22 protein-coding genes and 1 other annotated feature are annotated in these 22,998 nt (G+C 42.8%); of the genes, 18 read left to right on the top strand and 4 right to left on the bottom strand.

The window, feature by feature from the left end; all coding sequences use genetic code 11:
* Positions 1-66: 66 nt before the first annotated feature.
* From ACGF63_RS03180 to ACGF63_RS03195, 4 genes are read right to left on the bottom strand one after another with little or no spacing between them, the layout of a single operon-like run.
* Positions 67-951: a metal ABC transporter permease gene (locus tag ACGF63_RS03180; protein ID WP_036849445.1), complete on the bottom strand. Its 885-nt coding sequence runs from the start codon at positions 949-951 to the stop codon at positions 67-69.
* Positions 948-1,823, bottom strand: a complete 876-nt coding sequence (locus ACGF63_RS03185) for a metal ABC transporter permease (RefSeq protein WP_021324215.1) — start codon at positions 1,821-1,823, stop codon at positions 948-950. The genes ACGF63_RS03180 and ACGF63_RS03185 overlap by 4 nt, the downstream gene beginning before the upstream one ends.
* Entirely contained in the window at positions 1,820-2,716 is an 897-nt protein-coding gene (locus ACGF63_RS03190; RefSeq protein ID WP_036849447.1) for a manganese/iron ABC transporter ATP-binding protein, read from the bottom strand. The genes ACGF63_RS03185 and ACGF63_RS03190 overlap by 4 nt, the downstream gene beginning before the upstream one ends.
* On the bottom strand, positions 2,713-3,627 hold the full coding sequence (locus ACGF63_RS03195) for a metal ABC transporter substrate-binding protein (RefSeq protein ID WP_036849449.1): 915 nt from the start codon (positions 3,625-3,627) through the stop codon (positions 2,713-2,715). The genes ACGF63_RS03190 and ACGF63_RS03195 overlap by 4 nt, the downstream gene beginning before the upstream one ends.
* A gap of 220 nt (positions 3,628-3,847) precedes the next feature.
* Between ACGF63_RS03195 and ACGF63_RS03200 the strand changes: the two genes are divergently transcribed.
* The 18 genes from ACGF63_RS03200 (at position 3,848) to ACGF63_RS03285 (ending at position 22,140) form a co-directional block, all read left to right on the top strand.
* Complete coding sequence (locus ACGF63_RS03200; protein WP_162524070.1) at positions 3,848-4,519, top strand: transglycosylase SLT domain-containing protein; 672 nt, start codon at positions 3,848-3,850, stop codon at positions 4,517-4,519.
* Positions 4,520-5,005: 486 nt separating this feature from the next.
* Positions 5,006-6,934, top strand: coding sequence for a threonine--tRNA ligase (thrS, locus tag ACGF63_RS03205; RefSeq protein ID WP_387628734.1), 1,929 nt, complete (start codon positions 5,006-5,008; stop codon positions 6,932-6,934).
* A 3-nt stretch (positions 6,935-6,937) separates the two neighbouring features.
* On the top strand, positions 6,938-7,477 hold the full coding sequence (gene infC / locus ACGF63_RS03210; RefSeq protein ID WP_071993001.1) for a translation initiation factor IF-3: 540 nt from the start codon (positions 6,938-6,940) through the stop codon (positions 7,475-7,477).
* 97 nt (positions 7,478-7,574) lie between these two features.
* Complete coding sequence (gene rpmI / locus ACGF63_RS03215; RefSeq protein ID WP_011146889.1) at positions 7,575-7,772, top strand: 50S ribosomal protein L35; 198 nt, start codon at positions 7,575-7,577, stop codon at positions 7,770-7,772.
* 41 nt (positions 7,773-7,813) lie between these two features.
* Positions 7,814-8,170: a 50S ribosomal protein L20 gene (rplT, locus tag ACGF63_RS03220; protein ID WP_021323015.1), complete on the top strand. Its 357-nt coding sequence runs from the start codon at positions 7,814-7,816 to the stop codon at positions 8,168-8,170.
* 103 nt (positions 8,171-8,273) lie between these two features.
* Positions 8,274-8,398, top strand: a sequence feature (Phe leader region).
* An 85-nt stretch (positions 8,399-8,483) separates the two neighbouring features.
* On the top strand, positions 8,484-9,467 hold the full coding sequence (gene pheS, locus ACGF63_RS03225) for a phenylalanine--tRNA ligase subunit alpha (RefSeq protein WP_036849454.1): 984 nt from the start codon (positions 8,484-8,486) through the stop codon (positions 9,465-9,467).
* 14 nt (positions 9,468-9,481) lie between these two features.
* The gene (gene pheT / locus ACGF63_RS03230) at positions 9,482-11,869 is read left to right on the top strand and encodes a phenylalanine--tRNA ligase subunit beta (protein ID WP_152961831.1); all 2,388 of its coding nucleotides are present in this window, start codon (positions 9,482-9,484) and stop codon (positions 11,867-11,869) included.
* Positions 11,870-11,873: 4 nt separating this feature from the next.
* Entirely contained in the window at positions 11,874-12,170 is a 297-nt protein-coding gene (gene ihfA, locus ACGF63_RS03235; protein WP_011146885.1) for an integration host factor subunit alpha, read from the top strand.
* A 65-nt stretch (positions 12,171-12,235) separates the two neighbouring features.
* Entirely contained in the window at positions 12,236-13,243 is a 1,008-nt protein-coding gene (gene btuC, locus ACGF63_RS03240) for a vitamin B12 ABC transporter permease BtuC (protein ID WP_036849457.1), read from the top strand.
* A 34-nt stretch (positions 13,244-13,277) separates the two neighbouring features.
* Positions 13,278-14,024, top strand: a complete 747-nt coding sequence (btuD, locus tag ACGF63_RS03245) for a vitamin B12 ABC transporter ATP-binding protein BtuD (RefSeq protein WP_152962273.1) — start codon at positions 13,278-13,280, stop codon at positions 14,022-14,024.
* A gap of 129 nt (positions 14,025-14,153) precedes the next feature.
* Complete coding sequence (gene arnB / locus ACGF63_RS03250) at positions 14,154-15,299, top strand: UDP-4-amino-4-deoxy-L-arabinose aminotransferase (protein WP_036849459.1); 1,146 nt, start codon at positions 14,154-14,156, stop codon at positions 15,297-15,299.
* Positions 15,300-16,286, top strand: coding sequence for an undecaprenyl-phosphate 4-deoxy-4-formamido-L-arabinose transferase (gene arnC, locus ACGF63_RS03255; protein ID WP_036849460.1), 987 nt, complete (start codon positions 15,300-15,302; stop codon positions 16,284-16,286).
* Positions 16,287-18,272, top strand: a complete 1,986-nt coding sequence (gene arnA, locus ACGF63_RS03260) for a bifunctional UDP-4-amino-4-deoxy-L-arabinose formyltransferase/UDP-glucuronic acid oxidase ArnA (protein WP_387628741.1) — start codon at positions 16,287-16,289, stop codon at positions 18,270-18,272.
* On the top strand, positions 18,269-19,162 hold the full coding sequence (gene arnD / locus ACGF63_RS03265; RefSeq protein ID WP_152961835.1) for a 4-deoxy-4-formamido-L-arabinose-phosphoundecaprenol deformylase: 894 nt from the start codon (positions 18,269-18,271) through the stop codon (positions 19,160-19,162). Before arnA ends, arnD begins: the two co-directional genes overlap by 4 nt.
* Before the next feature lie 7 nt (positions 19,163-19,169).
* Positions 19,170-20,831, top strand: a complete 1,662-nt coding sequence (arnT, locus tag ACGF63_RS03270; RefSeq protein ID WP_387628744.1) for a lipid IV(A) 4-amino-4-deoxy-L-arabinosyltransferase — start codon at positions 19,170-19,172, stop codon at positions 20,829-20,831.
* On the top strand, positions 20,828-21,172 hold the full coding sequence (gene arnE, locus ACGF63_RS03275) for a 4-amino-4-deoxy-L-arabinose-phosphoundecaprenol flippase subunit ArnE (RefSeq protein WP_387628747.1): 345 nt from the start codon (positions 20,828-20,830) through the stop codon (positions 21,170-21,172). The genes arnT and arnE overlap by 4 nt, the downstream gene beginning before the upstream one ends.
* Positions 21,169-21,561 carry a 4-amino-4-deoxy-L-arabinose-phosphoundecaprenol flippase subunit ArnF gene (gene arnF / locus ACGF63_RS03280; RefSeq protein ID WP_036849465.1) on the top strand — a complete coding sequence of 131 codons (393 nt, stop codon included), beginning with the start codon at positions 21,169-21,171 and terminating at the stop codon, positions 21,559-21,561. Before arnE ends, arnF begins: the two co-directional genes overlap by 4 nt.
* Positions 21,562-21,654: 93 nt before the next feature.
* Positions 21,655-22,140, top strand: a complete 486-nt coding sequence (locus tag ACGF63_RS03285) for a C40 family peptidase (protein WP_152961839.1) — start codon at positions 21,655-21,657, stop codon at positions 22,138-22,140.
* Positions 22,141-22,998: the final 858 nt, after the last annotated feature.

Raw genomic sequence — 22,998 nt, forward strand, 5'->3', positions numbered from 1 at the left:
ATATGAGTCGGTAAAAAAGATGATTAGCGGGGTTATATCTTAAAACAGATATAACCCTTTTTGTTATTAATTAGGTTCGTCGGAGACTTGGAGAGTAGCTTGATGGGTTTTATGTTTGAGTTTCATTCTTGCCTGTTTTATCTGGTTGTAACCCAGTGCCAGTGTAAAGAAAATAGCCTGGACAAGAACAATGCATGGCCCTGTTGCTCCATCAATATGGAAACTAATCAATGTACCAAGAACACAGGAACTGACCGACGCAACAGTAGCGACAATTAACATTCGGTCAAAACTACGGCATAACATAAAAGCGATAATCCCGGGCGATATTAACATTGCGATAACCAGAATCATTCCCACGGCTTGCAGGGAAGCGACAATAGTCATTGCCAGCAAACAAAGTAAACCGTAATGCAAAAACTTAACAGGTAACCCTACTACGCGCGCTTGGTTCGGATCAAAGCAATAGAGCATGAAATCTTTACGTTTTAGCAGTACCACAGCCATGGTAATACAGGTAATCCATAATGTTTGATTCAATTCATCTTTAGTGATCCCCAGCATATTACCAAACAGAATATGAGTGAGATGTTGGTCGGTATCTATTCGGGCAAAAAGAACCAAACCAAAAGCAAACATGCCGGAAAAGACGATTCCCATCACAGTATCTTCTTTTATCCGGCTGTGTTCTTTCAGATATCCTGTTGCAAAAGCGCAAAAAATACCAGAAAGAAACGCGCCAATAGCCAGAGGTATCCCGGCAGCGAAAGCCAGTACAATCCCCGGTAATACGGCATGAGAGATAGCATCTCCCATTAACGACCACCCTTTAAGCACCAGGTAACAAGAGAGCATCGCACATACTGCGCCTGTCACAATGGCTGCGAACATTGCCCGTTGCATAAATGGAAACATAAACGGTTCAGTGATCAATTGAATCAACTGATTCATAGCGGTGTCTCCTTAGCCAACGCCACGGATTCTTTTCTGGCACGTATACGGGATGCGACTAATCCGTGTTTTGGTGCAAAGAAGAACGCCAATAGGAAAATAACGGTTTGTAGCGTGACAATAACACCGCCGGTGGCACCATTAAGGAAGAAACTTAAATAAGCACCAAACGCACTGGTCAGGGAACCAATAGCTACTGCAATTATCAATAAGTGTTTAAAACGATCAGTTAGTAAATAGGCGGTTGCTCCTGGAGTTACTACCATTGCAATGACCAGAATAGCGCCGACAGTTTGTAAGGCAGCAACGGTACAGGCACTCAGTAAAGTAAAAAAAATGATTTTCATCCGTAAGGGAGATAAGCCAATAGAACGTGCATGGGTTTCGTCGAAGAACACAACTAGCAAATCTTTCCAAATAAGCATTAACACGATAAATGAAACTGCAATGATAATTTCAACCTGGAGAACATCTTCATCAGCGATACCGAGGATATTACCGAGAATAATGGTTTGCACGTTAACGGATGTGGGGTTGAGAGAAACGATTAATAAGCCGGCAGCAAAGAAAGTAGAAAATATAAACCCGATCACCGCATCTTCACGTAAGCGAGTGATATGGCGAACGAGAGTCATTGATAGTGCTGCCAGCATGCCGGTAAAAAAAGCGCCACCTGCATAAGGAAGACCCAGTGCGTACGCACCGGCGACACCAGGCACAACCGAGTGAGAGAGAGCGTCTCCCATCAGTGACCAGCCTTTTAGCATCAGATAGGCAGAAAGAAAGGCACAAACGGCACCGACAATTGAACTGACCCAGATAGCTTTCACCATGTAGTTATAGTGAAAAGGTTGCAGCAAAAGTTCTATCATGGTTTATGTTTCTCCTTTTGCTGGGTTTGCCTCGGTGGAACATGGTGATCTTGACCGTAAAACACCGCTGCACGTTCATCATCAGTAATAACCGTCAGGGAACGTGGATCATCATCATTATGCAACTCCGGCCCGGATAGATTAATGTGACGAAGTACTCCACCAAAAGTCATCTCCAAATTCTTCTGGGTGAACGTTGTTTCTGTCGGGCCACTTGCCAGAACAGTTCGGTTGATCAGGATAACGTGGTCACAGAATTCGGGAACACTGCCAAGGTTGTGTGTTGAGACTAAAACCAGATGACCCTCATCACGTAAATCACACAGCAGGTCAATGATGGCATTTTCTGTTTTTACATCAACACCGGTAAAAGGTTCATCCAGTAACAGAACTTTTCCTTCCTGAGCCAGCGCTCTTGCAAGAAAAACCCGTTTTTTTTGCCCTCCTGAAAGCTCTCCAATCTGCCGGTTGCGCAGAGCCGTTAAGCCAACACGTTCAAGTGCTTCATCAACAGCTTGGTGATCCTTTTTGCCTGGGATTCTCAAAAATCCCATTTTGCCGTAGCGGCCCATCATAACGACATCAGAAACCAGTACCGGGAAGTTCCAGTCAACTTCTTCTGTTTGAGGTACATACGCGATGATATTTTTCTTTAATGCACTTTTGACAGGCATATCGCTTAGGGTAACTTTCCCTTGAGATGGGTTTACCAGCCCCATAATGGTCTTAAACAGTGTGGACTTACCACTGCCATTAATGCCAACCAATGCACAGATAGTACCGCCGGTGATAGAAAAACTGGCGTCATAAATAGCAGTGTGGCCGTTGTTATAAGTCACAGTGGCGTCATCAACCACTAAATGAGGACGCTCAAACAGCATATTGCTATTCATTGATTAAATCCTTTTGCGATTGTATCTACAGTTTTGTTCAGTAAATCAATATAAGTGGGTACTGGCCCGTCACTGCCGGAGAGTGAATCTACATAAAGAACGCCACCATAACGGGCATCGGTTTCTTTGCTGACTTGTTTGGCTGGTTTATCGGAAATGGTACTTTCGCTAAACACCACCGGGATCTTATTTGCTCTTACTGTATCAATCACATGACGAACTTGTTGTGGTGAACCTTGTTCTTCCGCATTGATTGGCCACAGATAAACTTCCTTAAATTGATAATCTTTAGCCAGATAGCTAAAAGCCCCTTCACTGGTGACTAACCAACGTTGATCCTGTGGAATACGGGCAAGACGCTCTCTCAGTGGAGAATCCAGTTGGGCGATTTTTTCAGCATAGGCTTTGGCATTCCTATTATAATTTTCTGTATTTTCAGGATCATATTTCACAAATGCTTTGCGGATATTTTCAATATAAACCAAAGCATTGGTGGGTGACATCCAGGCGTGAGGGTTAGGGTTTCCGTTGTAAGGCCCTTCACGAATAGGTAATGGTGTAATGCCTTCAGTGATGACAACGGCGGGCACATCTTTGAGGTTTTCAAAGAAACGTTCGAACCAGCGTTCCAGATTCAATCCATTCCAAAGGATCAAATCAGCATGTTGAGATTTTATAATATCTTTGGGAGTAGGCTGATAATCATGGATTTCAGCACCCGGTTTAGTAATTGATTCAACAATTGCAGCATCACCTGCTACATTTTGAGCTATATCCTGAATGATAGTAAAAGTGGTGACGACTTTGAATTTTTTGGCGGCGGATACCTGCTGGCTAAATAAGATTATGGATAAGAGAATCAATACGATTCCTGATATAGGGTAAGGAAGCAGAGAGAGTTTCTTTTTCATGAATTCAAACCTTTACTTGTTATAAATATGTATATGATAACGATTATCAATATCATTTAAGTAAAGTCAAGATTATAAAATTTAGAAACAGAGATTATTACAATAGTCACTTCATATGATATGAACATGAATAGAGTTAAAAGTTAAGTAAAATATTTTTGGGTTGTGAGTGAAATTGTATATGCTGCGCTGTAGTAGATTTGATCCAGAGGATTAAAGGGTGAAATTAAGACTCAGCTTTGTGGCACTGATTGTGCTATTAGTCGGTTGTGCTGGAAGGAATGCCCAGCAAACCAATATCGGAAAACAGTCAGGTCAGCAACGTATGCTCAGTGGTAGCTCTGCTAATGTAGCTGGGTTTTCTGCTTTCCCGCCGACACCTTTTGATACATTTATTCAACAGGCATCCAATCGGTACGGTATTGATGAAACGCTTATCAGGGCGATTATTCAAGTTGAATCAGGTTTCCGCCCCGATGCCGTCAGTAAATCGAATGCAATTGGCCTTATGCAAATTAAAGCATCAACAGCAGGGCGGGATGTGTATCGACAGAAGGGGCGTTCTGGTCAGCCGACAACCCGCGAGTTGAAAGATCCTAAAACCAATATTGATCTTGGTACTGCTTATATTAGTCTTCTAAAAGAGCAGCATTTGGCGGGTATTGATAATCCGGAGACGCTCTACTATGCCACTATCGTTGCTTACGTCAATGGTGCAGGTGCGCTCTTGCGCACTTTTAGTGCTGACCGTCAGTTAGCCGTTAATAAAATAAACCGGATGACACCGGATGAGTTTTATCAGCATGTCAAGGATAATCATCCGGCACCTCAGGCTCCACGCTATTTGTGGAAAGTGAAGAATGCTTATCGTTCATTGACTATGGCAGATTAGATTAAAGAGCTGACAATAATGGCTATTCCATTTCTAATGAGTTTTTCTGAAATATATATTTGATTATGATTATATTCAGTGAGAACTGGGAACCGCCATTACTGTTTACTCATGTTTCCTATAAGATTTTTTCAAGACTTGCATTGATTTCAATATCCAGCTGGCGATATCTATTCCGCTCTGTAATAAGAGCAGAAATCGTGTTTTTTCGTTGTTGCTATGATCGTGTTATTGATGCAGTGGATTATTAAGGCTGTATGTCCTTTGATTTTGTGATTAAACATAGCCGTGACCTGAATGTTTGTTGGTGGTATATTTTCGCGATGTTTCGGTATCAAAGGCAGTCACTTTTTACATCGTGTACCAATCTTAGTACCAAACTTTAATGGATTGACTAGATAATAATTTAAATCGTTATTTTAGTTGAATATCGAACTCCTTCAAGTGACCTTTCGTGCGGGTCACCACTGTAGATAAGGATTTTAAATGCCTGTTATTACTCTTCCTGACGGTAGCCAACGTCAGTTTGATCGTGCCGTTTCTGTAATGGATGTTGCCTGTGATATTGGTCCAGGTTTAGCAAAAGCATGTATTGCTGGCCGCGTAAATGGTGAGTTGGTGGATGTCTGTGAATTAATCGATTCTGATGCAAAGCTGGCTATTATTACCAGTAAAGATGGGGAAGGGCTGGAAATTATCCGCCATTCTTGCGCACATCTGTTGGGCCATGCGATTAAGCAATTATGGCCAGATACTAAAATGGCCATCGGACCGGTTATTGATAATGGTTTCTACTATGATGTCGATCTTGGCCGCGCCCTGATGCAGGAAGATATTGAGCTGCTTGAGAAACGCATGTTGGAGCTTGCCAAAAAAGACTATGACGTCATCAAGAAAAAAGTGAGTTGGCAAGAAGCTCGTGATACGTTCGTCGCCCGTGGTGAGGATTACAAAGTACAGATTTTGGATGACAACATTGGTCGTGATGATCGCCCTGGTCTGTATAATCATGAAGAATATGTTGACATGTGTCGTGGTCCACATGTGCCAAATATGCGTTTTTGTCATCATTTTAAATTGCAGAAAGTTGCAGGGGCATACTGGCGTGGGGACAGCAACAATAAAATGTTGCAACGGATATACGGTACTGCGTGGGCTGATAAGAAACAGCTCAATACTTATCTGCAACGCCTGGAAGAAGCCGCTAAACGTGACCATCGTAAAATTGGTAAACAGCTAGATTTGTACCACATGCAGGAAGAAGCGCCGGGTATGGCATTCTGGCATAACGATGGCTGGACTATTTTCCGTGAACTTGAAACTTTCGTGCGCACTAAACTGAAAGAATATCAATATCAGGAAGTTAAAGGTCCATTTATGATGGACCGTGTGATGTGGGAAAAAACGGGTCACTGGGAAAACTATGGTGAGCATATGTTTACCACTTCTTCAGAAAACCGTGAATATTGCGTTAAACCGATGAACTGTCCAGGGCACATTCAGATTTTTAACCAAGGTTTAAAATCTTATCGTGACTTGCCTTTACGTATGGCTGAGTTCGGTAGCTGCCACCGCAATGAACCGTCGGGTGCATTACATGGCTTGATGCGTGTTCGTGGTTTTACTCAGGATGATGCTCATATCTTCTGTACAGAAGAGCAAATTCATCGGGAAGTGAGCAGCTGCATTAAGATGGTGTATGACGTTTACAGCACTTTTGGTTTTGAAAAAATCGTTGTTAAGCTATCGACCCGTCCGGAAAAACGCATTGGTACTGAAGAACAATGGAGCCAGGCCGAGGAAGCTTTGGCGGCAGCGCTGCAAGAAAACGGTGTTCAGTTTGAGTATCAGCCAGGTGAAGGTGCTTTCTACGGACCAAAAATTGAATTTACTTTGCATGATTGTTTGGATCGTGCGTGGCAATGTGGTACTGTGCAGCTTGACTTTTCACTACCGGGCCGTTTGAGTGCGTCCTACGTAGGTGAAAACAACGAACGTAAGGTTCCTGTAATGATTCACCGTGCGGTTCTGGGTTCACTGGAACGGTTTATCGGCATCCTGACTGAGGAATATGCGGGTTTCTTCCCGACATGGATTGCTCCGCAGCAGGTAGTTGTGATGAATATCACAGATAGCCAGGCTGATTATGTACAGGAATTAGCAAAAAAACTTCAAGATGCAGGCATCCGTGCAAAAGCAGACTTGAGAAACGAGAAGATTGGTTTTAAAATCCGTGAACACACTCTGCGTCGTGTTCCTTATATGCTTGTTTGTGGTGAAAAAGAGGTCGAATCAGGAAAAATTTCTGTTCGAACCCGCCGCGGTAAGGATTTAGGTAGCATTGATGTTAATGAGTTCATCGAAAAACTGCTGATAGAAATACGCAGTCGCAATCTTCATCAATTGGAGGAATAAAGTATTAAAGGCGGAAAAAGAATTCAAACGGCGCGTCCTAATCGCATTAATGGAGAAATTCGCGCTTCTGAAGTTCGTTTAACAGGTTTAGATGGCGAACAGATTGGCATCGTCAATCTGAGAGAAGCTCTTGAAAAAGCTGAGGAAGCGGGTGTTGATTTAGTTGAAATCAGCCCGAATGCCGAGCCGCCGGTTTGCCGTATCATGGATTACGGCAAGTTCCTCTATGAGAAGAGTAAGTCAATCAAAGAACAGAAGAAAAAACAAAAGGTTATTCAGGTTAAGGAAATTAAATTCCGTCCTGGTACTGATGAAGGCGACTATCAGGTCAAACTACGCAACCTGATTCGTTTTCTAGAAGATGGCGATAAAGCCAAAATCACCCTGCGTTTCCGTGGGCGTGAAATGGCGCACCAACAGATTGGTGTCGAAATGCTTAACCGCATTCGCGCCGATCTGGATGAACTGGCAGTGGTCGAATCCTTCCCATCGAAGATTGAAGGCCGTCAGATGATAATGGTGCTCGCTCCTAAGAAGAAATAGTCGGGCAATCAAGTAATAAGCTCCAGCCGGTTCGTCTGGTTGGGGCTTATTCGCCTGACTGATTCGTTATAATTAACAATGCGAAGTGGAAATTAAAATGCCAAAGATTAAAACAGTACGCGGCGCCGCTAAACGCTTTAAAAAAACTGCAAGTGGTGGTTTTAAGCGTAAACGCGCTAACCTTCGTCACATTCTGACTAAGAAATCAACCAAACGTAAACGTCATTTACGTCCAAAAGGCATGGTCTCCAAAGGTGATCTGGGCTTGGTTGTTGCTTGTCTGCCGTACGCATAAGCAATTTTTAGATTAGAATTTAGAGACGATAGGAGAAGTATATGGCTCGCGTAAAACGTGGTGTTGTCGCCCGTGCACGTCACAAGAAAATTTTAAAGCAAGCGAAAGGTTACTATGGTGCCCGTTCGCGCGTTTACCGTGTTGCCTTCCAGGCAGTAATCAAAGCAGGGCAGTACGCTTACCGTGACCGTCGTCAGCGTAAACGTCAGTTCCGTCAACTGTGGATTGCACGTATCAACGCTGCTGCACGTCAGAATGGTCTGTCCTACAGCCGTTTCATTGATGGCCTGAAAAAGGCTTCTGTTGAAATTGACCGTAAGATCTTGGCTGACATCGCTGTGTTTGACAAAGTGGCGTTTGCTGCTTTAGTTGAAAAAGCGAAAAGCGCTCTGGCATAAGTTAGAGTAGTGAGAGGGGGAGCATGCTCCCTCTTTTACCTTGTTTGAAAATGTGGCTTACTAAAGCGTCGTTGTCAGAAAACATATTTTTCCTGAGAGAACCAATATTATGTCTTTAGCTTTTTTTCGCTTCTTTTTTTATTTTAGCGCCTGAATTCAGGGGGCTTTGCGCGTAAGAAAAGAAACGAAAAGTAGCGCCTGAGCCTCCGTTGTGGAGGCTTTTTTGTTTTTATCACATAAAAATAGAAGCAGGTTTATAGAGTCATTAACGATCATTATTAGCAGGCCGTTAGGCCGAAGGAAGAGGAAAACGATGCCACATCTCGCTGAATTGGTTGCAAATGCAAAAGCAGCCATAGAAGATGCCCAGGATGTTGCTGCGTTGGATTTGGTGCGTGTTGAATATTTAGGCAAAAAAGGCCATTTAACTCTCCAAATGTCATCGCTGCGTGATCTGCCGGCCGAAGAACGTCCAGCCGCAGGGGCGGTTATTAATCAGGCGAAGCAGGAAGTCCAGGAAGTTTTGAATGCCTGTAAAGAAAAACTGGAGACTGACCTCCTGAACTTCCGTTTAGCCGCAGAGAAGATTGATGTATCTCTGCCTGGTCGCCGTATGGAAAATGGTGGATTACACCCGGTTAACCGTACAATAGAGCGTATTGAAACTTTCTTTGGTGAATTAGGTTTTTCTGTAGAATCAGGCCCTGAAATTGAAGATGATTATCACAATTTCGATGCATTGAATATTCCTGCCCACCATCCTGCACGCGCTGATCATGATACTTTCTGGTTTGATGCCAAACGTCTGTTGCGTACTCAGACTTCTGGTGTTCAGGTCCGGACTATGCATAACCAACAGCCGCCCATTCGTGTCATTGCACCTGGCCGTGTATATCGTAATGACTACGATCAGACCCATACGCCCATGTTCCATCAGGTGGAAGGTTTGATTATTGATCGTGACATCAGTTTTACCAATCTGAAAGGGACGTTGCACGATTTCCTGACTAACTTCTTTGAAGAAGACTTGCAAGTTCGTTTCCGTCCTTCTTACTTTCCATTTACAGAACCTTCGGCGGAAGTTGACGTAATGGGTAAAAACGGCAAATGGCTGGAAGTGTTGGGCTGCGGTATGGTTCATCCTAATGTGCTGAATAATGTTGGCCTTGATCCTGAAATTTATTCTGGTTTTGCTTTTGGCATGGGGGTGGAGCGCCTGACAATGTTGCGTTACGGTGTAACTGACTTGCGTGCGTTCTTCGAAAATGATTTGCGTTTTCTCAAACAGTTTAAATAAGGCGGGAATATCTCATGAAATTCAGTGAACTCTGGTTGCGCGAGTGGGTAAACCCGGCCATTGACAGTGAAGAATTGTCTGATCAAATCACCATGGTTGGTTTGGAAGTTGATGGCACTGAAGCTGTTGCTGGTCAATTCCATGGTGTGGTTGTCGGTGAAGTTGTTGAATGTGACCAGCATCCAAATGCGGATAAATTACGGGTTACAAAAGTGAATGTCGGTGGTGATCGCCTGTTGGATATCGTTTGTGGCGCACCGAACTGCCGTTTGGGGTTGAAAGTTGCAGTAGCTACAGTGGGTGCTGTGCTGCCAGGTGATTTCAAAATCAAAGCGGCTAAACTGCGTGGAGAGCCTTCTGAAGGAATGCTGTGTTCTTTCTCTGAACTGAGTATTTCTGAAGATCACGACGGTATTATTGAATTACCCATTGATGCGCCTTTAGGTGTTGATTTGCGTGAATATCTGAAGCTGGATGATAGCGTCATCGAGATCAGTATTACACCTAACCGTGCTGATTGCCTGAGTATTATGGGGGTTGCACGTGATGTGGCAGTCGCTAATAAAATGCCATTATCTGCACCGCAAATTGAGGCAGTAAAGCCAACAACAGATACTGTTTTTCCTATTCATGTTGAAGCAACAGAAGCTTGCCCTCGTTACTTGGGGCGGGTAATCGAAAAAATCAAAGTGAAAGCGACAACGCCATTGTGGATGCGTGAAAAACTGCGTCGTGGTGGTATCCGCTCTATCGATCCGATTGTCGATGTGACTAACTATGTGTTGCTTGAATTAGGTCAACCATTGCATGCATTCGATTTAGAACGCTTAAATGGTTCAATCATTGTGCGTATGGCGAAACCGGATGAAAAACTCGTTTTGTTGGATGGCACAGAAGCCAAGCTTTCTGCTGATACTCTGGTTATTTCTGATGAAAAACAAGCCATTGCAATGGCGGGTATTTTTGGTGGTGAACATTCAGGTGTGAATGAAGAAACTCAAAATATTTTACTTGAATGCGCGTTTTTTGCACCTTTGGCGATTGCTGGTCGTGCTCGTCGTTATGGTTTACATACTGACGCATCTCATCGCTATGAGCGCGGTGTTGATCCTCAATTACAGCACCAGGCAATGGAGAGAGCGACCCAACTGCTGATAGATATTTGTGGTGGTGAAGCAGGCCCGATCATTGATATTACTGATGAATCTCAATTACCAAAACCTGCGACAATCACACTGCGCCGTGAAAAATTGGATCGTTTGATTGGTCACTGTGTGCCTGATGAGCAAGTTGGTGATATCTTGACCCGTTTAGGTTGTAAAGTCACTGTTCAGGAAAACTGCTGGCAGTCGATTGCACCAAGCTGGCGTTTTGACATGGAGATTGAAGAAGATTTGGTGGAAGAAGTTGCCCGTATTTACGGTTACAACAATATTCCAGATGTACCAATGCGCGCAGATCTCCTCATGAAAAAACACCGCGAAGCGGATCTTTCCCTGAAACGTGTTAAAACCATGCTGGTTGACAGGGGTTATCAGGAAGCGATCACCTACAGCTTTGTTGATCCCAAAACTCAGGCATTGTTGCATCCACAGCAACAAGCATTGATGCTGCCTAACCCAATTTCAGCGGACATGTCTGCAATGCGTTTATCTTTGCTGACGGGTTTGCTGACAACTGTGGTGTATAACCAGAATCGCCAGCAAAACCGTGTACGTCTGTTTGAAACCGGCTTGCGTTTTGTTCCTGATGAAAATGCGGGGCAGGGTATTCGCCAGGAGCTGATGTTAGGTGGTGTCATTGCCGGCAATCGTTTTGAAGAGCATTGGTCACTGGAAAAACGATCTATCGATTTTTTCGATATGAAAGGCGATTTGGAAGCTATTCTGGAATTAACTGGAAAATTATCTAAGATTTCTTTTAGAGCAGATGTCAATCCGGCGTTGCACCCAGGTCAGAGTGCCGGGATTTATCTGGAAAATGAATACATCGGATACATTGGTGTTATCCATCCAGAATTAGAGCGTAAACTTGACTTAAATGGTCGTACCGTAGTATTTGAAATACTCTGGAACAAGCTGTCAGGCCGCGTGGTTCCTGACGCGAAAGAGATTTCACGCTTTCCGTCAAACCGTCGTGATATCGCAATTGTGGTGCCTGAAAACGTTGCTGTAGAAGATGTTTTGGCAGAATGCAAGAAAGTTGGCGTAAATCATATAGTTGGCATAAACTTGTTTGACGTGTATTGTGGTAAAGGTATAGCTGAGGGTCATAAGAGCCTTGCTATAAGTTTTATCTTGCAGGATACCGCATGTACACTGGAAGAAGAAGAGATTGCTGCAACTGTCAATAGATGTGTTGCAGCACTGAAACAGCGATTCCAAGCATCCTTGAGGGACTGAACCTATGGCGCTTACTAAAGCTGAAATGTCAGAAAATCTGTTTGAGAAACTGGGAATTAGCAAGCGTGATGCTAAAGATCTGGTTGAATTGTTCTTTGAAGAAGTGCGTCGTTCTTTGGAGAATGGTGAGCAGGTAAAATTGTCTGGATTTGGCAACTTTGATTTACGGGATAAAAACCAACGTCCGGGACGTAATCCTAAGACGGGTGAAGATATTCCGATTACAGCTCGCCGAGTAGTGACATTCCGTCCTGGTCAGAAGTTAAAAAGCAGGGTTGAGAAAGCCACACCTAAGGAATAATCAAAAAGGCCGCATTAATAGCGGCCTTTTTCTTATAAAGATCCTCTCTCATGAGCTGATTTCCAATGCAACCCACCTATTCCATTGCTGAGTTAGTGACTCGTCAGAAAAGGCGTGATTACCGCTTTCTGGCAATTCTCGCGTGCCTATTTCTATTTGTTTTTTTTCTCTCACTTTGTGCTGGGGAAAATTGGATATGGCCTGATAAGTGGTTTTCTGAAACGGGTCAATTGTTTGTGTGGCAACTACGTTTTCCCCGTGTTCTGGCTGTCGTTGCGGTAGGCGCAAGCCTGACTGTGGCGGGGGCGGTGATGCAGGCACTGTTTGAAAATCCGCTGGCCGAACCGGGATTATTGGGGATCAGTAATGGCGCCAGTGTGGTGGTTGTGTTTTTGGTGCTAATGTTCCACGGTATTACGCCATTCTGGTTGTTGAGTATTGGCGCTGTGTTGGGCGCGCTCACTGTCACCATGATATTACTGACCTTTTCAAGAAAGCGTCATCTGAATAATGCCCGTTTGTTATTGGTGGGTGTCGCTTTCGGTGTCGTCTCCGGTGCATTGATGACATGGATGGTTTATTTTAGTACCAGTCTGGATTTGCGCCAGCTAATGTATTGGATGATGGGCAGTTTCAGTGGGATAGACTGGCGACAGCAATGGTTGGTTGTTGCTTTGTTTCCTTTAATTATTTGGTTGAGCAGTCAAGGAAAAGTACTTAATTTTCTTTCATTGGGAGAAACAACGTCTCAACAGTTAGGTATTTCACTTTATCGCTGGCGTAATCTGTTTGTATGCGCGATTGGATTGCTGGTGGGGTTAAGTGTTGCACTTGCCGGAACCATCAGCTTTATTGGTCTGGTGATTCCGCATATTTTACGTTTATGTGGTCTGACAGATTATAAAACTTTACTGCCTGCATGTGTTCTGGCAGGCGGCTATGGATTATTGTTGGCTGATTTACTTTCTCGCCTTAGCCTGACGAATGCAGAAGTACCGATTGGTGTTGTGACTGCAACATTAGGAGCGCCGGTATTCATCTGGTTATTATTAAAAGTCAGAGACTGGAGTTAAGCAAGTGAATGATGCGAAAATCACCAGCCAGTTGATGACTCTCCGGCAAGTCTCAGTACAAAACCGATTAATGCCGCTGACCGCCTCAGTACAACAAGGTGAACAAATTCATCTCATTGGGCCGAATGGTTCAGGGAAAAGTACGTTATTGGCCTGTATGGCAGGTATTTTGCCGTGTAGTGGTGAAATTGCTTTGCAACAAAAATGCCTGAGTCAATATAGTCATAGTGAATTAGCACGGCACAGAGCATGGCTCAGTCAGCAAATTTCTTCTATACCCATAATGCCGGTTTTTCAATATCTGCAACTGCACTTGATGCACCACCGGGTTAATTGTGACGATGTGCTGTCAGAACTCTGTTCTTATTTTAAGTTGGGAATGCTGCTGGAGACACCGGTAGGAAATTTATCGGGTGGTGAATGGCAAAGGGTGCGGTTAACCGGGGTTTTTTTACAGGTTTGGCCATCAATTAATTCAAAAGGTAAATTATTACTCCTGGATGAGCCGGCAAATAACCTTGATATCACTCAGGTGGCGGCACTTGATCTGTTGGTAAAGAAATTCTGTGCACTCGGTGGAACCGTCATCATGAGTGGTCACGATCTTAATCACAGTTATGATAAAGCTGATCGGATTTGGTTGCTTGCCAATGGCCTATTGGTTGCGGATGGAAAACCGGATGAGGTAATGAAAGAAAATACGCTCTCCAGCGTTTTTGCGGCTGATATCAAATGTGTGTCAGAGAAAAGGCATAAATATTGGCGAGTTTTTTTGCTTTGATCATAGTTCAGTCACAGTGAACCTATTGTAATTTTCACTTAATTTGCTAAATCATACCTGCGTTGATGATTCGTTAAAATATAGTCATCTAAGATGTCATCATATTATGAATGAATTGGACTGTGTTTTATGGATCGTTTTTTGCCATTTTCCCGTCCTGCCATAGGTGATGAAGAAATTCAGGCAGTAGAGAAAGTTCTTCGTTCGGGCTGGATTACAACAGGCCCGCAAAATCATCAATTGGAACAGGATTTCTGCCGTATGTTTGGTTGTAAACATGCGGTTGCCTTGGCTTCTGCAACGGCAGGTATGCATCTGACATTAATGGCGTTGGGTATTGGCCCCGGTGATGAAGTCATTACTCCATCTCTAACTTGGGTTTCCACAATAAATATGATCTGTCTGCTTGGTGCTGAACCGATCATGATTGATGTCGATCGTAATACTTTAATGGTCGAAGCAGAAACCGTAAAAAAAGCAATTACCCCCAGAACTAAAGCGATTATTCCTGTTCATTATGCTGGGGCTCCCTGTGATTTGGATGCACTGCGTGTCATTGCTCAGGATGCCGGTATTCCGTTAATTGAAGACGCGGCTCATGCAATAGGGGCTCGTTATAAAAATGAGTGGGTTGGTGAGCATGGTACGGCTATTTTCTCTTTTCATGCCATAAAAAATATCACCTGTGCGGAAGGGGGTTTAATTGTTACTGATAATAATGAACTTGCTGAACGGATCCGGTGTCTAAAATTTCATGGATTAGGTGTTGATGCTTTTGATCGTCAAATTCAGGGCAGGAGACCACAGGCGGAAGTTGTAGAACCGGGTTACAAATATAATTTATCTGATATTCATGCTGCCATTGCAGTTGTGCAATTAAGTAAATTGGAATCAATGAATGCTCGCCGTCGGCAAATTGTAGCCCGTTATTCAGCGGCATTAAAAAATTTGCCGTTGCAGATGCTAAGTGTACCCGATTATGAACATTTACATGCACATCATCTGTTTATGGTGCGGGTTAATAAAGATATCTGTGGTATTGACCGCGATACATTAATGGAGCGTCTCAAAGAAAAAAATATCGGCACAGGTTTGCATTTCAGGGCTGCACATACGCAAAAATATTATCGGGCGCGTTACTCGCAGTTGTCGCTGCCTGAATCAGAATGGAATTCAGCAACGCTTTGTTCATTGCCACTTTTCCCTGATATGAGTGATAACGATGTGGATTGTGTCATTGATGCTTTACAAGAAATTATTTCGGAGCGCAGATAAGTGTCATTTGAGCAAATTAAGAAAGTTTCTGTTGTTATTCCAGTTTATAACGAAGAAGAAAGTTTACCTCTTTTACTGGAAAGAACTTTGGCGGCTTGTAAGCAATTGACTCAGGAATACGAGCTTATTCTTATTGATGATGGCAGTAGTGATAAATCTGCGGAAATTCTGATTCAGGCAGCGGAACAACCTGAAAATCATATTATTGCAATTCTGCTTAATCGTAATTACGGTCAGCATTCAGCAATCATGGCGGGTTTTAATCAGGTCAATGGCGATCTGGTTATTACGCTTGATGCAGATTTACAGAATCCGCCAGAAGAGATCCCCCGTCTGGTTAAAACGGCTGAACAGGGTTATGACGTTGTGGGTACCCGCCGGGCTAACCGGCAGGATTCCCTGTTTCGTAAAACAGCTTCAAAAATCATCAACGCTATGATTACTAAGGCAACAGGCCGTTCTATGGGGGATTATGGTTGTATGCTTCGTGCCTATCGCCGTCACATTATTGAAGCCATGTTGCAGTGCCATGAGCGCAGCACCTTCATTCCTATTCTGGCAAACACCTTCGCCCGTAAAACGATAGAGATTGATGTTGCCCATGCAGAGCGTGAATTTGGTGATTCCAAATACAACTTCATGAAGCTGATTAACCTGATGTATGACCTGCTTACCTGCCTGACAACTGCCCCATTGCGTCTGTTGAGCGTAGTCGGGAGTGTCATTGCGGTTTCAGGTTTTTTACTGGCGGTGCTGCTGGTGACTTTACGTCTGATTTTCGGTTCTATTTGGGCAGCGGAAGGGGTGTTTACCCTGTTTGCCATCCTTTTCATGTTTATTGGCGCACAGTTCATTGCAATGGGCTTATTAGGTGAATACATAGGCCGTATTTATAACGATGTCCGTGCGCGCCCACGTTATTTTATTCAAAAAGTGGTCGGAAATAAAAAGACCAACGACAACCCAGAAAACCAGGAAGAGTACTAAATGAAAGCAATTATCTTTGCCTATCATGATATCGGCTGTGTCGGGATCAATGCCTTAACTAAAGCGGGCTTTGATATTCAGGCAGTATTTACCCATACAGATGATCCTACTGAAACCCATTTTTTCTCTTCTGTTGCCCGTTTGAGTGCAGATTTGGCGCTGCCGGTTTTTGCACCAGAGAACGTTAACCATCCACTTTGGATTGAGCGTATCCGGGAAATGAAACCTGATGTGATTTTCTCTTTTTATTACCGGGACATGCTGAGCGAAGATATCTTATCACTGGCGAGCGCCGGGGCATTTAATCTGCATGGTTCTCTGTTGCCAAAATATCGTGGCCGTGCCCCCATTAACTGGGCGATTTTGCATGGTGAAACAGAAACGGGTGTTACCCTGCATAAAATGGTATTGAAACCTGATGCAGGGGATATTGTCGCTCAACATAAAGTCACTATTACAGAAACAGATACTTCGCTGATTTTGCACGGTAAAATTCGTGAAGCGGCGGAAAAATTGCTTGATCAAGTATTACCTCAGATCAAAGCAGGAACTTACACTGCCACACCGCAGGATGAGAAGCAGGCAACTTACTTTGGTCGCCGTATTGCCGCTGATGGAGAAATTGATTGGGGCAAATCAGCCACCGAAATCAACAATTTGATAAGGGCTGTGACGGAACCTTATCCTGGGGCATTTACTTTCCTGGGTGAGCGCAAGATGACTATCTGGCGGGTTTCCGTGCTGAATAAAGCGCATAATAAACAGCCAGGTACGATATTGTCTGTCGCTCCGCTGATCATTGCTTGTGGTCAAGGTGCGCTAGAAATTATGAGTGGGCAGAATGAATCCGGTCTATATGTTCAGGGAACTCGCCTGGCCGCAGATATGAGCATTGTGACTGATATCCGTGTCGGCCCAAAGTCAACCTCTCAAATTAGCCACCGTAAACGTGTATTAATTCTGGGTGTGAATGGTTTTATCGGTAATCATCTGACAGAACGCCTGTTGCGTGATGGCAACTATGATATCTACGGTATGGATATCGGTTCTTCTGCTATTGAACGTTTCATCGGTAATCCACGTTTTCACTTCATTGAAGGTGATGTCAACATCCATACGGAGTGGATTGAGTATCACATCAAGAAGTGTGATGTGGTTCTGCCGCTGGTGGCTATTGCAACCCCGATTGAATATACCCGTAACCCACTGCGCGTATTTGAACTGGATTTCGAAGAGAATCTAAAGATTGTTCGTTATTGTGTTAAATACAATAAACGGATTATTTTCCCGTCCACATCAGAAGTTTACGGAATGTGTGATGATAAAGAGTTTGACGAAGATGATTCTCGTCTGATTGTTGGCCCGATTAATAAACAGCGCTGGATCTATTCTGTCTCCAAACAATTATTGGATCGTGTTATCTGGGCATATGGTGAGAAAGAAGGGCTTAAATTCACGCTGTTTCGTCCATTTAATTGGATGGGGCCACGTTTGGATAACCTGAACTCTGCGCGTATTGGCAGTTCCAGAGCGATCACACAACTGATATTAAACTTAGTTGAAGGCTCACCGATCAAACTGGTGGATGGTGGTGAACAGAAACGCTGTTTTACTGATATTAATGATGGTATTGAAGCGCTATTCCGGATTATTGAAAACCGTGATGGGTTGTGTGACGGTCAAATTGTCAATATTGGTAATCCAACTAACGAAGCCAGTATTCGCCAGTTAGCAGAAATGTTACTTGATAGCTTTGAGAGTCATGAGTTGAGAGGTCATTTTCCTCCGTTTGCTGGATTTAAAAAGATTGAAAGTGGAAGTTACTACGGTAAAGGCTATCAGGATGTTGAACACCGTAAGCCCAGTATTAAAAATGCGGAGCGGCTGCTAGGTTGGAAACCAACCATTGAGATGAAACAGACAATAAATGAAACATTGGATTTCTTCCTGCGTGGTGAAGTGGAAGAATTAGGGAAAAATGCATGAAACAAGTTGGCTTGAGAATTGATGTGGACACCTATCGGGGAACCGTTGAAGGGGTACCGCAGTTGCTTAAAATCTTGGCGAAGCATCAGATTCAAGCCAGTTTTTTCTTTAGTGTCGGGCCGGATAATATGGGACGCCATTTATGGCGTCTTTTACGGCCGAAATTCTTATGGAAAATGTTGAGATCAAATGCGGCATCTTTGTATGGTCTTGATATCTTACTGGCGGGTACGGCATGGCCGGGTAAGAAGATAGCCAGGGATTTAGGCTATCTGATGAAGCAAACGCTGGATGCAGGCCATGAAGTTGGCTTGCATGCCTGGGATCATCAGGGCTGGCAGGCGAAAGTTGGCCGCTGGTCTGAGGCTCAGTTAACCGAGCAGGTTAAACTGGGAGTGGAGGCTTTGGTACAGGCAACCGGCCAACGGGTAACGTGTTCTGCTGTTGCTGGTTGGCGGGCGGATGAACGCGTACTTGCAGTAAAGCAGCGATTTAGTTTTGATTACAACAGTGATTGCCGGGGGACCCATCCATTCAGGCCCATTTTACCTGACGGTACTATTGGCACTGTGCAAATTCCGGTGACGTTGCCGACGTATGATGAAGTGGTAGGAATTCAGGTTAAAGATGAAGATTTTAATCGGTTTATCCTTGATGAAATAAAAAACAACCTGGGAGTCCCGGTATATACCATCCATACGGAAGTGGAAGGGATGTCCAAATCCACAGAATTTGAAGCTCTGCTGGAAATGGTTCATCGGGAAAACATACAATTTTGTGCATTGAGTCATCTGCTGCCTGAAAATACACAGCGAATTCCAGTAGGAAGAATCGTTCGTTCCGAATTTCCCGGCAGAGAAGGGTGGTTAGGATGCCAACAAGAGGTTTAACTTATCTATGTTAAATAACCGGGCGTGTAAAGTAGGGGCCTTTCTGATGGCTCTTTTTTTTGCCCTTACCTATTTATTACCCCTTAATGGCCGTCTGTTATGGCAGCCAGATGAAACCCGTTATGCAGAAATTAGTCGTGAAATGCTGCAACGAGGAGATTGGATTGTTCCTTATTTGCTAGATATTCGTTATTTTGAAAAGCCGGTAGCCGGTTATTGGATTAATAATATCAGCCAATGGATTTTTGGTGAGAATAACTTTGCTGTCCGTTTTGGATCAGTTTTCTGTATTTTCATCAGTGCAATTTTATTATATCGGTTTGCTATGATGATGTGGCAGGACCGGCATATTGCTTTTGCCGCCAGTTTGATTTATATCTCAACGTTTCTGGTTTTGGCGATTGGCACTTATAGCGTGCTTGATCCGATGTTCTCGTTGTGGGTGACAGCGGCCATGGTGTGCAGTTTCTGGGCATTAAAAGCGGATTGTACCCGGCAGCGGGTTATAGCATATCTGGTGCTTGGTTTGTGTTGTGGTATGGGTTTTATGACGAAAGGGTTTCTGGCACTGGCCGTTCCGGTGATTGCTATGTTGCCGGTTGTCATTTATCAGAAACGGGTCCGGCAAATAGTCTACTTTGGCCCGCTTGCTATTATTTCCGCGATAGCAATCAGTTTGCCGTGGGTTATTGCGGTTGCCCTGTGTGAGCCTGATTATTGGCACTATTTCTTCTGGATTGAGCATATTAAGCGTTTCTCAGCCGATGATGCTCAACATATAGCACCATTCTGGTATTACATACCGATTCTGATCCTTGGTGTGATCCCGTGGCTTGGATTATTGCCTGGGGCCGTGATTAAAGGCTGGAAAGAGAGAAAATCTCATCCTGAAATGTTTTTTCTGCTTTGCTGGTTTGCGGTGCCATTATTATTTTTCAGTATTGCAAAAGGGAAACTGCCGACTTACATCTTGCCCTGTATGGCACCATTGGCAATGATGATGGCTAAATTTGGTGTAGATTGCGTAAAAAATGGCAAGATGAAATTACTGAAGATCAATGGAATAGTTAACGTATTCATTGGGTTGCTGGCGGTAATGGCTTTGTTTGCTATGGAAGTAGTGACAAAACATGCGTTATATCAGCCATCAGAATGGCCGAAATGGGTTTTAGCTATTGTTGCCTTTGGGATCTGGGCAATTATTGGCTATCTGTGTTTCATGCTGAATGGGAAATACTGGTTGTGGGCGGCATTTTGCTCTATTGTTGTCAGCCTGACGATTGGTAATGCTTTGCCTGAAAATATCATTAACTCCAAATTGCCTCAGAGTTTTATTAACCTGCATCATCAAGAACTTGCGGACAGTCGGTATATTGTATCGGAAAGTGTTGGCCTTGCGACCAGTGTTGCATGGGAGATGAAACGCAGTGATATTTATATGCTTGAGCGTTTTGGTGAGCTGGAATATGGTTTGAATTATCCGGATAGCCGATACCGACATATTAGCGATAAAGATTTTCCGCAATGGCTGGAAAAAGCCCGTAAAGAAGGCCGGGTATCAGTACTCTTTCATTTGTATAAAAATGAAGAATTACCTGATTTACCAAAAGCAGATCAAGTCAGCCGTAATTACCGCTTCGTTATTATGGTCTATGAGAAACGCCCATGATAAGTTTTGCTTTGTTGTTGCTGGTCAGCATGATGACATGTGCTGGTCAGCTATGTCAGAAACAGGCTGTGATATGTTGGCAGCGTGATGCTGATAATAAGAAAGTATTAGCGCTGAAATGGTTGGTAGGGGCAGTGATTCTGTTAGCTGTTGGGATGTTATTTTGGCTGCGTTTGTTACAGATATTGCCGTTGGGAATAGCTTATCCTATGTTGAGTATCAATTTTATTATGGTTACTTTAGCGGGGAAATTTCTCTATCAGGAAAAAGTAGGCAGGAAGCATTGGAGTGGGGTTGCTTGTATCATGTTGGGAATTTTGTTGATGAGCCTGAATGAATGAAAGGTTATATTTGGGGATTAGCTAGCGTATTATTGGTGACAGTAGCACAGTTATTACTGAAATGGGGCGTTGTAAATTTGCCGGCATTGAACTTTGGCTTGCATTGGTTTGATGTTGAGTGGTTATGGGATAATCGCAATTCTCTCGTGACGATAATGGCTGGTCTGGCTGGGTATCTGTTATCTATGCTATGTTGGTTATTTGCACTGAAATATTTACCATTAAATAAAGCTTATCCGTTAATAAGCCTGAGTTATGTCTTTGTTTATTCAATGGCGGCCTTATTGCCCTGGTTTAATGAAACAGTCACCTTGTTGAAAACAGTAGGTGTCATTTTCATTTTATTTGGTGTCTGGTTGATTAGCCGTCCAGAACGAATAACCAAATAAATATTTAGCTCTTTTGCTTGAAAGACAGCCTTGTTTTTTGGTTGGAGGCTGGATAAAGTTAGCGTATTTTGTGGGTTCTGTGAGGTGAGATTGATGACGATAAGAATAAAAGAGCTGTTGTTGTTACTCAGCTTGTTACTTATTGGTTGTTCCAGTCATACCCCCAGAACCAAGGCTCCTGCGTTAAAAACGGCGCTTTCTGATCCCATCATGGTGATTGCTCAACTTAAAGAGCAGCTTAATCAATGGTACGGCACACCCTATCATTATGGTGGGATGGATCGTAGGGGAGTCGATTGCTCTGGTTTTGTTTACCGTACTTTCAGTGACCGGTTTGATATTCAATTACCTCGTACTACCCGTGGGCAAATAGGGTTAGGAACCCGCATTGATAAAGGTGATTTAATGCCGGGTGATTTAGTTTTTTTCAAAACAGGCAGTGGTGAATATGGGTTACATGTTGGTATTTATGATGCCAACAATGAATTTATTCATGCATCAACCCATAAAGGTGTCATTCGCTCATCTATGAATAATGTTTACTGGAGAAAAGCTTTTTGGCAAGCCCGCAGGATTTAACGTAAAAACAGGTAAAAACTTTAATCAGCAAAGGTAAAACAGTGATTAAGGATTTTTTAAAGCGGGTAAAAAATTTGATGTTATATTAATATATGAGATTATGTTAAAACATTTAATGGGGTTAATCGTTATTTACGCCAGCAGATTCGCCAACATCAGTTTTCAAGTGTGTTTTGATTTTTCAAAGCATAATTTTAAATAAAAGGTTTTTAACTTTTTTAAAAAGAGATTTATTTTATATTTGATATTTTTTTAATGGTTTAATGGTTTAATGGTTTTTGTTTTGTCTTCATTAAAATGGTTATTTTAGCGTAATAAATGGCATGTGCATTTAGTCAAAATTATTTTTAAAAGATTGGGATTATAAAAATAAAATCGTTTATTTATTAAAATAGGCTCGTCATATGATTCTAGATTTTCACTTAATCCCATTGACCCATATCTATTTAAATCATGTTTAAATAACTTGGTCAGTTAATTTAATAACGCCTTATTACATCAATAATGGTGAAAAGTCTGGCAAATTAATCTGCCAGACAGGTTATAATGATTGAATGAGCATTTAAGCGTTAACAGAGCGCTAAAATAGCTTGAAAAATAACGATGTGAATTTATTTTAGCGTTAAATTATATTAAAGGTATAAAAATAGGCATGACTTAAATCAAACCGTAGAAAAGCAATATTATTGGATGGGATAAAATAGTGTAAAACATGTTTAAACGGGCGTATTTAATGTATCACGGTGTTACATAATAAATGCAACATAATAATGCTAAAAGTAATCCAGTTAGTATTCGATTAAATGATTTATTTGAGGGTTTTGTTATTCAGATTTTTTATAAACGATTATTTAACAT

Source organism: Photorhabdus sp. RM322S, assembly GCF_042879395.1.
Lineage (GTDB): Bacteria > Pseudomonadota > Gammaproteobacteria > Enterobacterales > Enterobacteriaceae > Photorhabdus > Photorhabdus khanii.

Coding starts and splice junctions, on each gene's coding strand:
- ACGF63_RS03190 (WP_036849447.1), bottom strand. CDS start 2,716: ATGAATAGCAATATGCTGTTTGAGCGTCCTCATTTAGTGGTTGATGAC.
- rpmI (WP_011146889.1), top strand. CDS start 7,575: ATGCCAAAGATTAAAACAGTACGCGGCGCCGCTAAACGCTTTAAAAAA.
- pheT (WP_152961831.1), top strand. CDS start 9,482: ATGAAATTCAGTGAACTCTGGTTGCGCGAGTGGGTAAACCCGGCCATT.
- ACGF63_RS03180 (WP_036849445.1), bottom strand. CDS start 951: ATGAATCAGTTGATTCAATTGATCACTGAACCGTTTATGTTTCCATTT.
- arnD (WP_152961835.1), top strand. CDS start 18,269: ATGAAACAAGTTGGCTTGAGAATTGATGTGGACACCTATCGGGGAACC.
- btuD (WP_152962273.1), top strand. CDS start 13,278: ATGACTCTCCGGCAAGTCTCAGTACAAAACCGATTAATGCCGCTGACC.
- arnT (WP_387628744.1), top strand. CDS start 19,170: ATGTTAAATAACCGGGCGTGTAAAGTAGGGGCCTTTCTGATGGCTCTT.
- arnF (WP_036849465.1), top strand. CDS start 21,169: ATGAAAGGTTATATTTGGGGATTAGCTAGCGTATTATTGGTGACAGTA.
- ihfA (WP_011146885.1), top strand. CDS start 11,874: ATGGCGCTTACTAAAGCTGAAATGTCAGAAAATCTGTTTGAGAAACTG.
- arnE (WP_387628747.1), top strand. CDS start 20,828: ATGATAAGTTTTGCTTTGTTGTTGCTGGTCAGCATGATGACATGTGCT.
- arnA (WP_387628741.1), top strand. CDS start 16,287: ATGAAAGCAATTATCTTTGCCTATCATGATATCGGCTGTGTCGGGATC.
- thrS (WP_387628734.1), top strand. CDS start 5,006: ATGCCTGTTATTACTCTTCCTGACGGTAGCCAACGTCAGTTTGATCGT.
- ACGF63_RS03195 (WP_036849449.1), bottom strand. CDS start 3,627: ATGAAAAAGAAACTCTCTCTGCTTCCTTACCCTATATCAGGAATCGTA.
- ACGF63_RS03285 (WP_152961839.1), top strand. CDS start 21,655: ATGACGATAAGAATAAAAGAGCTGTTGTTGTTACTCAGCTTGTTACTT.
- ACGF63_RS03185 (WP_021324215.1), bottom strand. CDS start 1,823: ATGATAGAACTTTTGCTGCAACCTTTTCACTATAACTACATGGTGAAA.
- btuC (WP_036849457.1), top strand. CDS start 12,236: ATGCAACCCACCTATTCCATTGCTGAGTTAGTGACTCGTCAGAAAAGG.
- rplT (WP_021323015.1), top strand. CDS start 7,814: ATGGCTCGCGTAAAACGTGGTGTTGTCGCCCGTGCACGTCACAAGAAA.
- pheS (WP_036849454.1), top strand. CDS start 8,484: ATGCCACATCTCGCTGAATTGGTTGCAAATGCAAAAGCAGCCATAGAA.
- arnB (WP_036849459.1), top strand. CDS start 14,154: ATGGATCGTTTTTTGCCATTTTCCCGTCCTGCCATAGGTGATGAAGAA.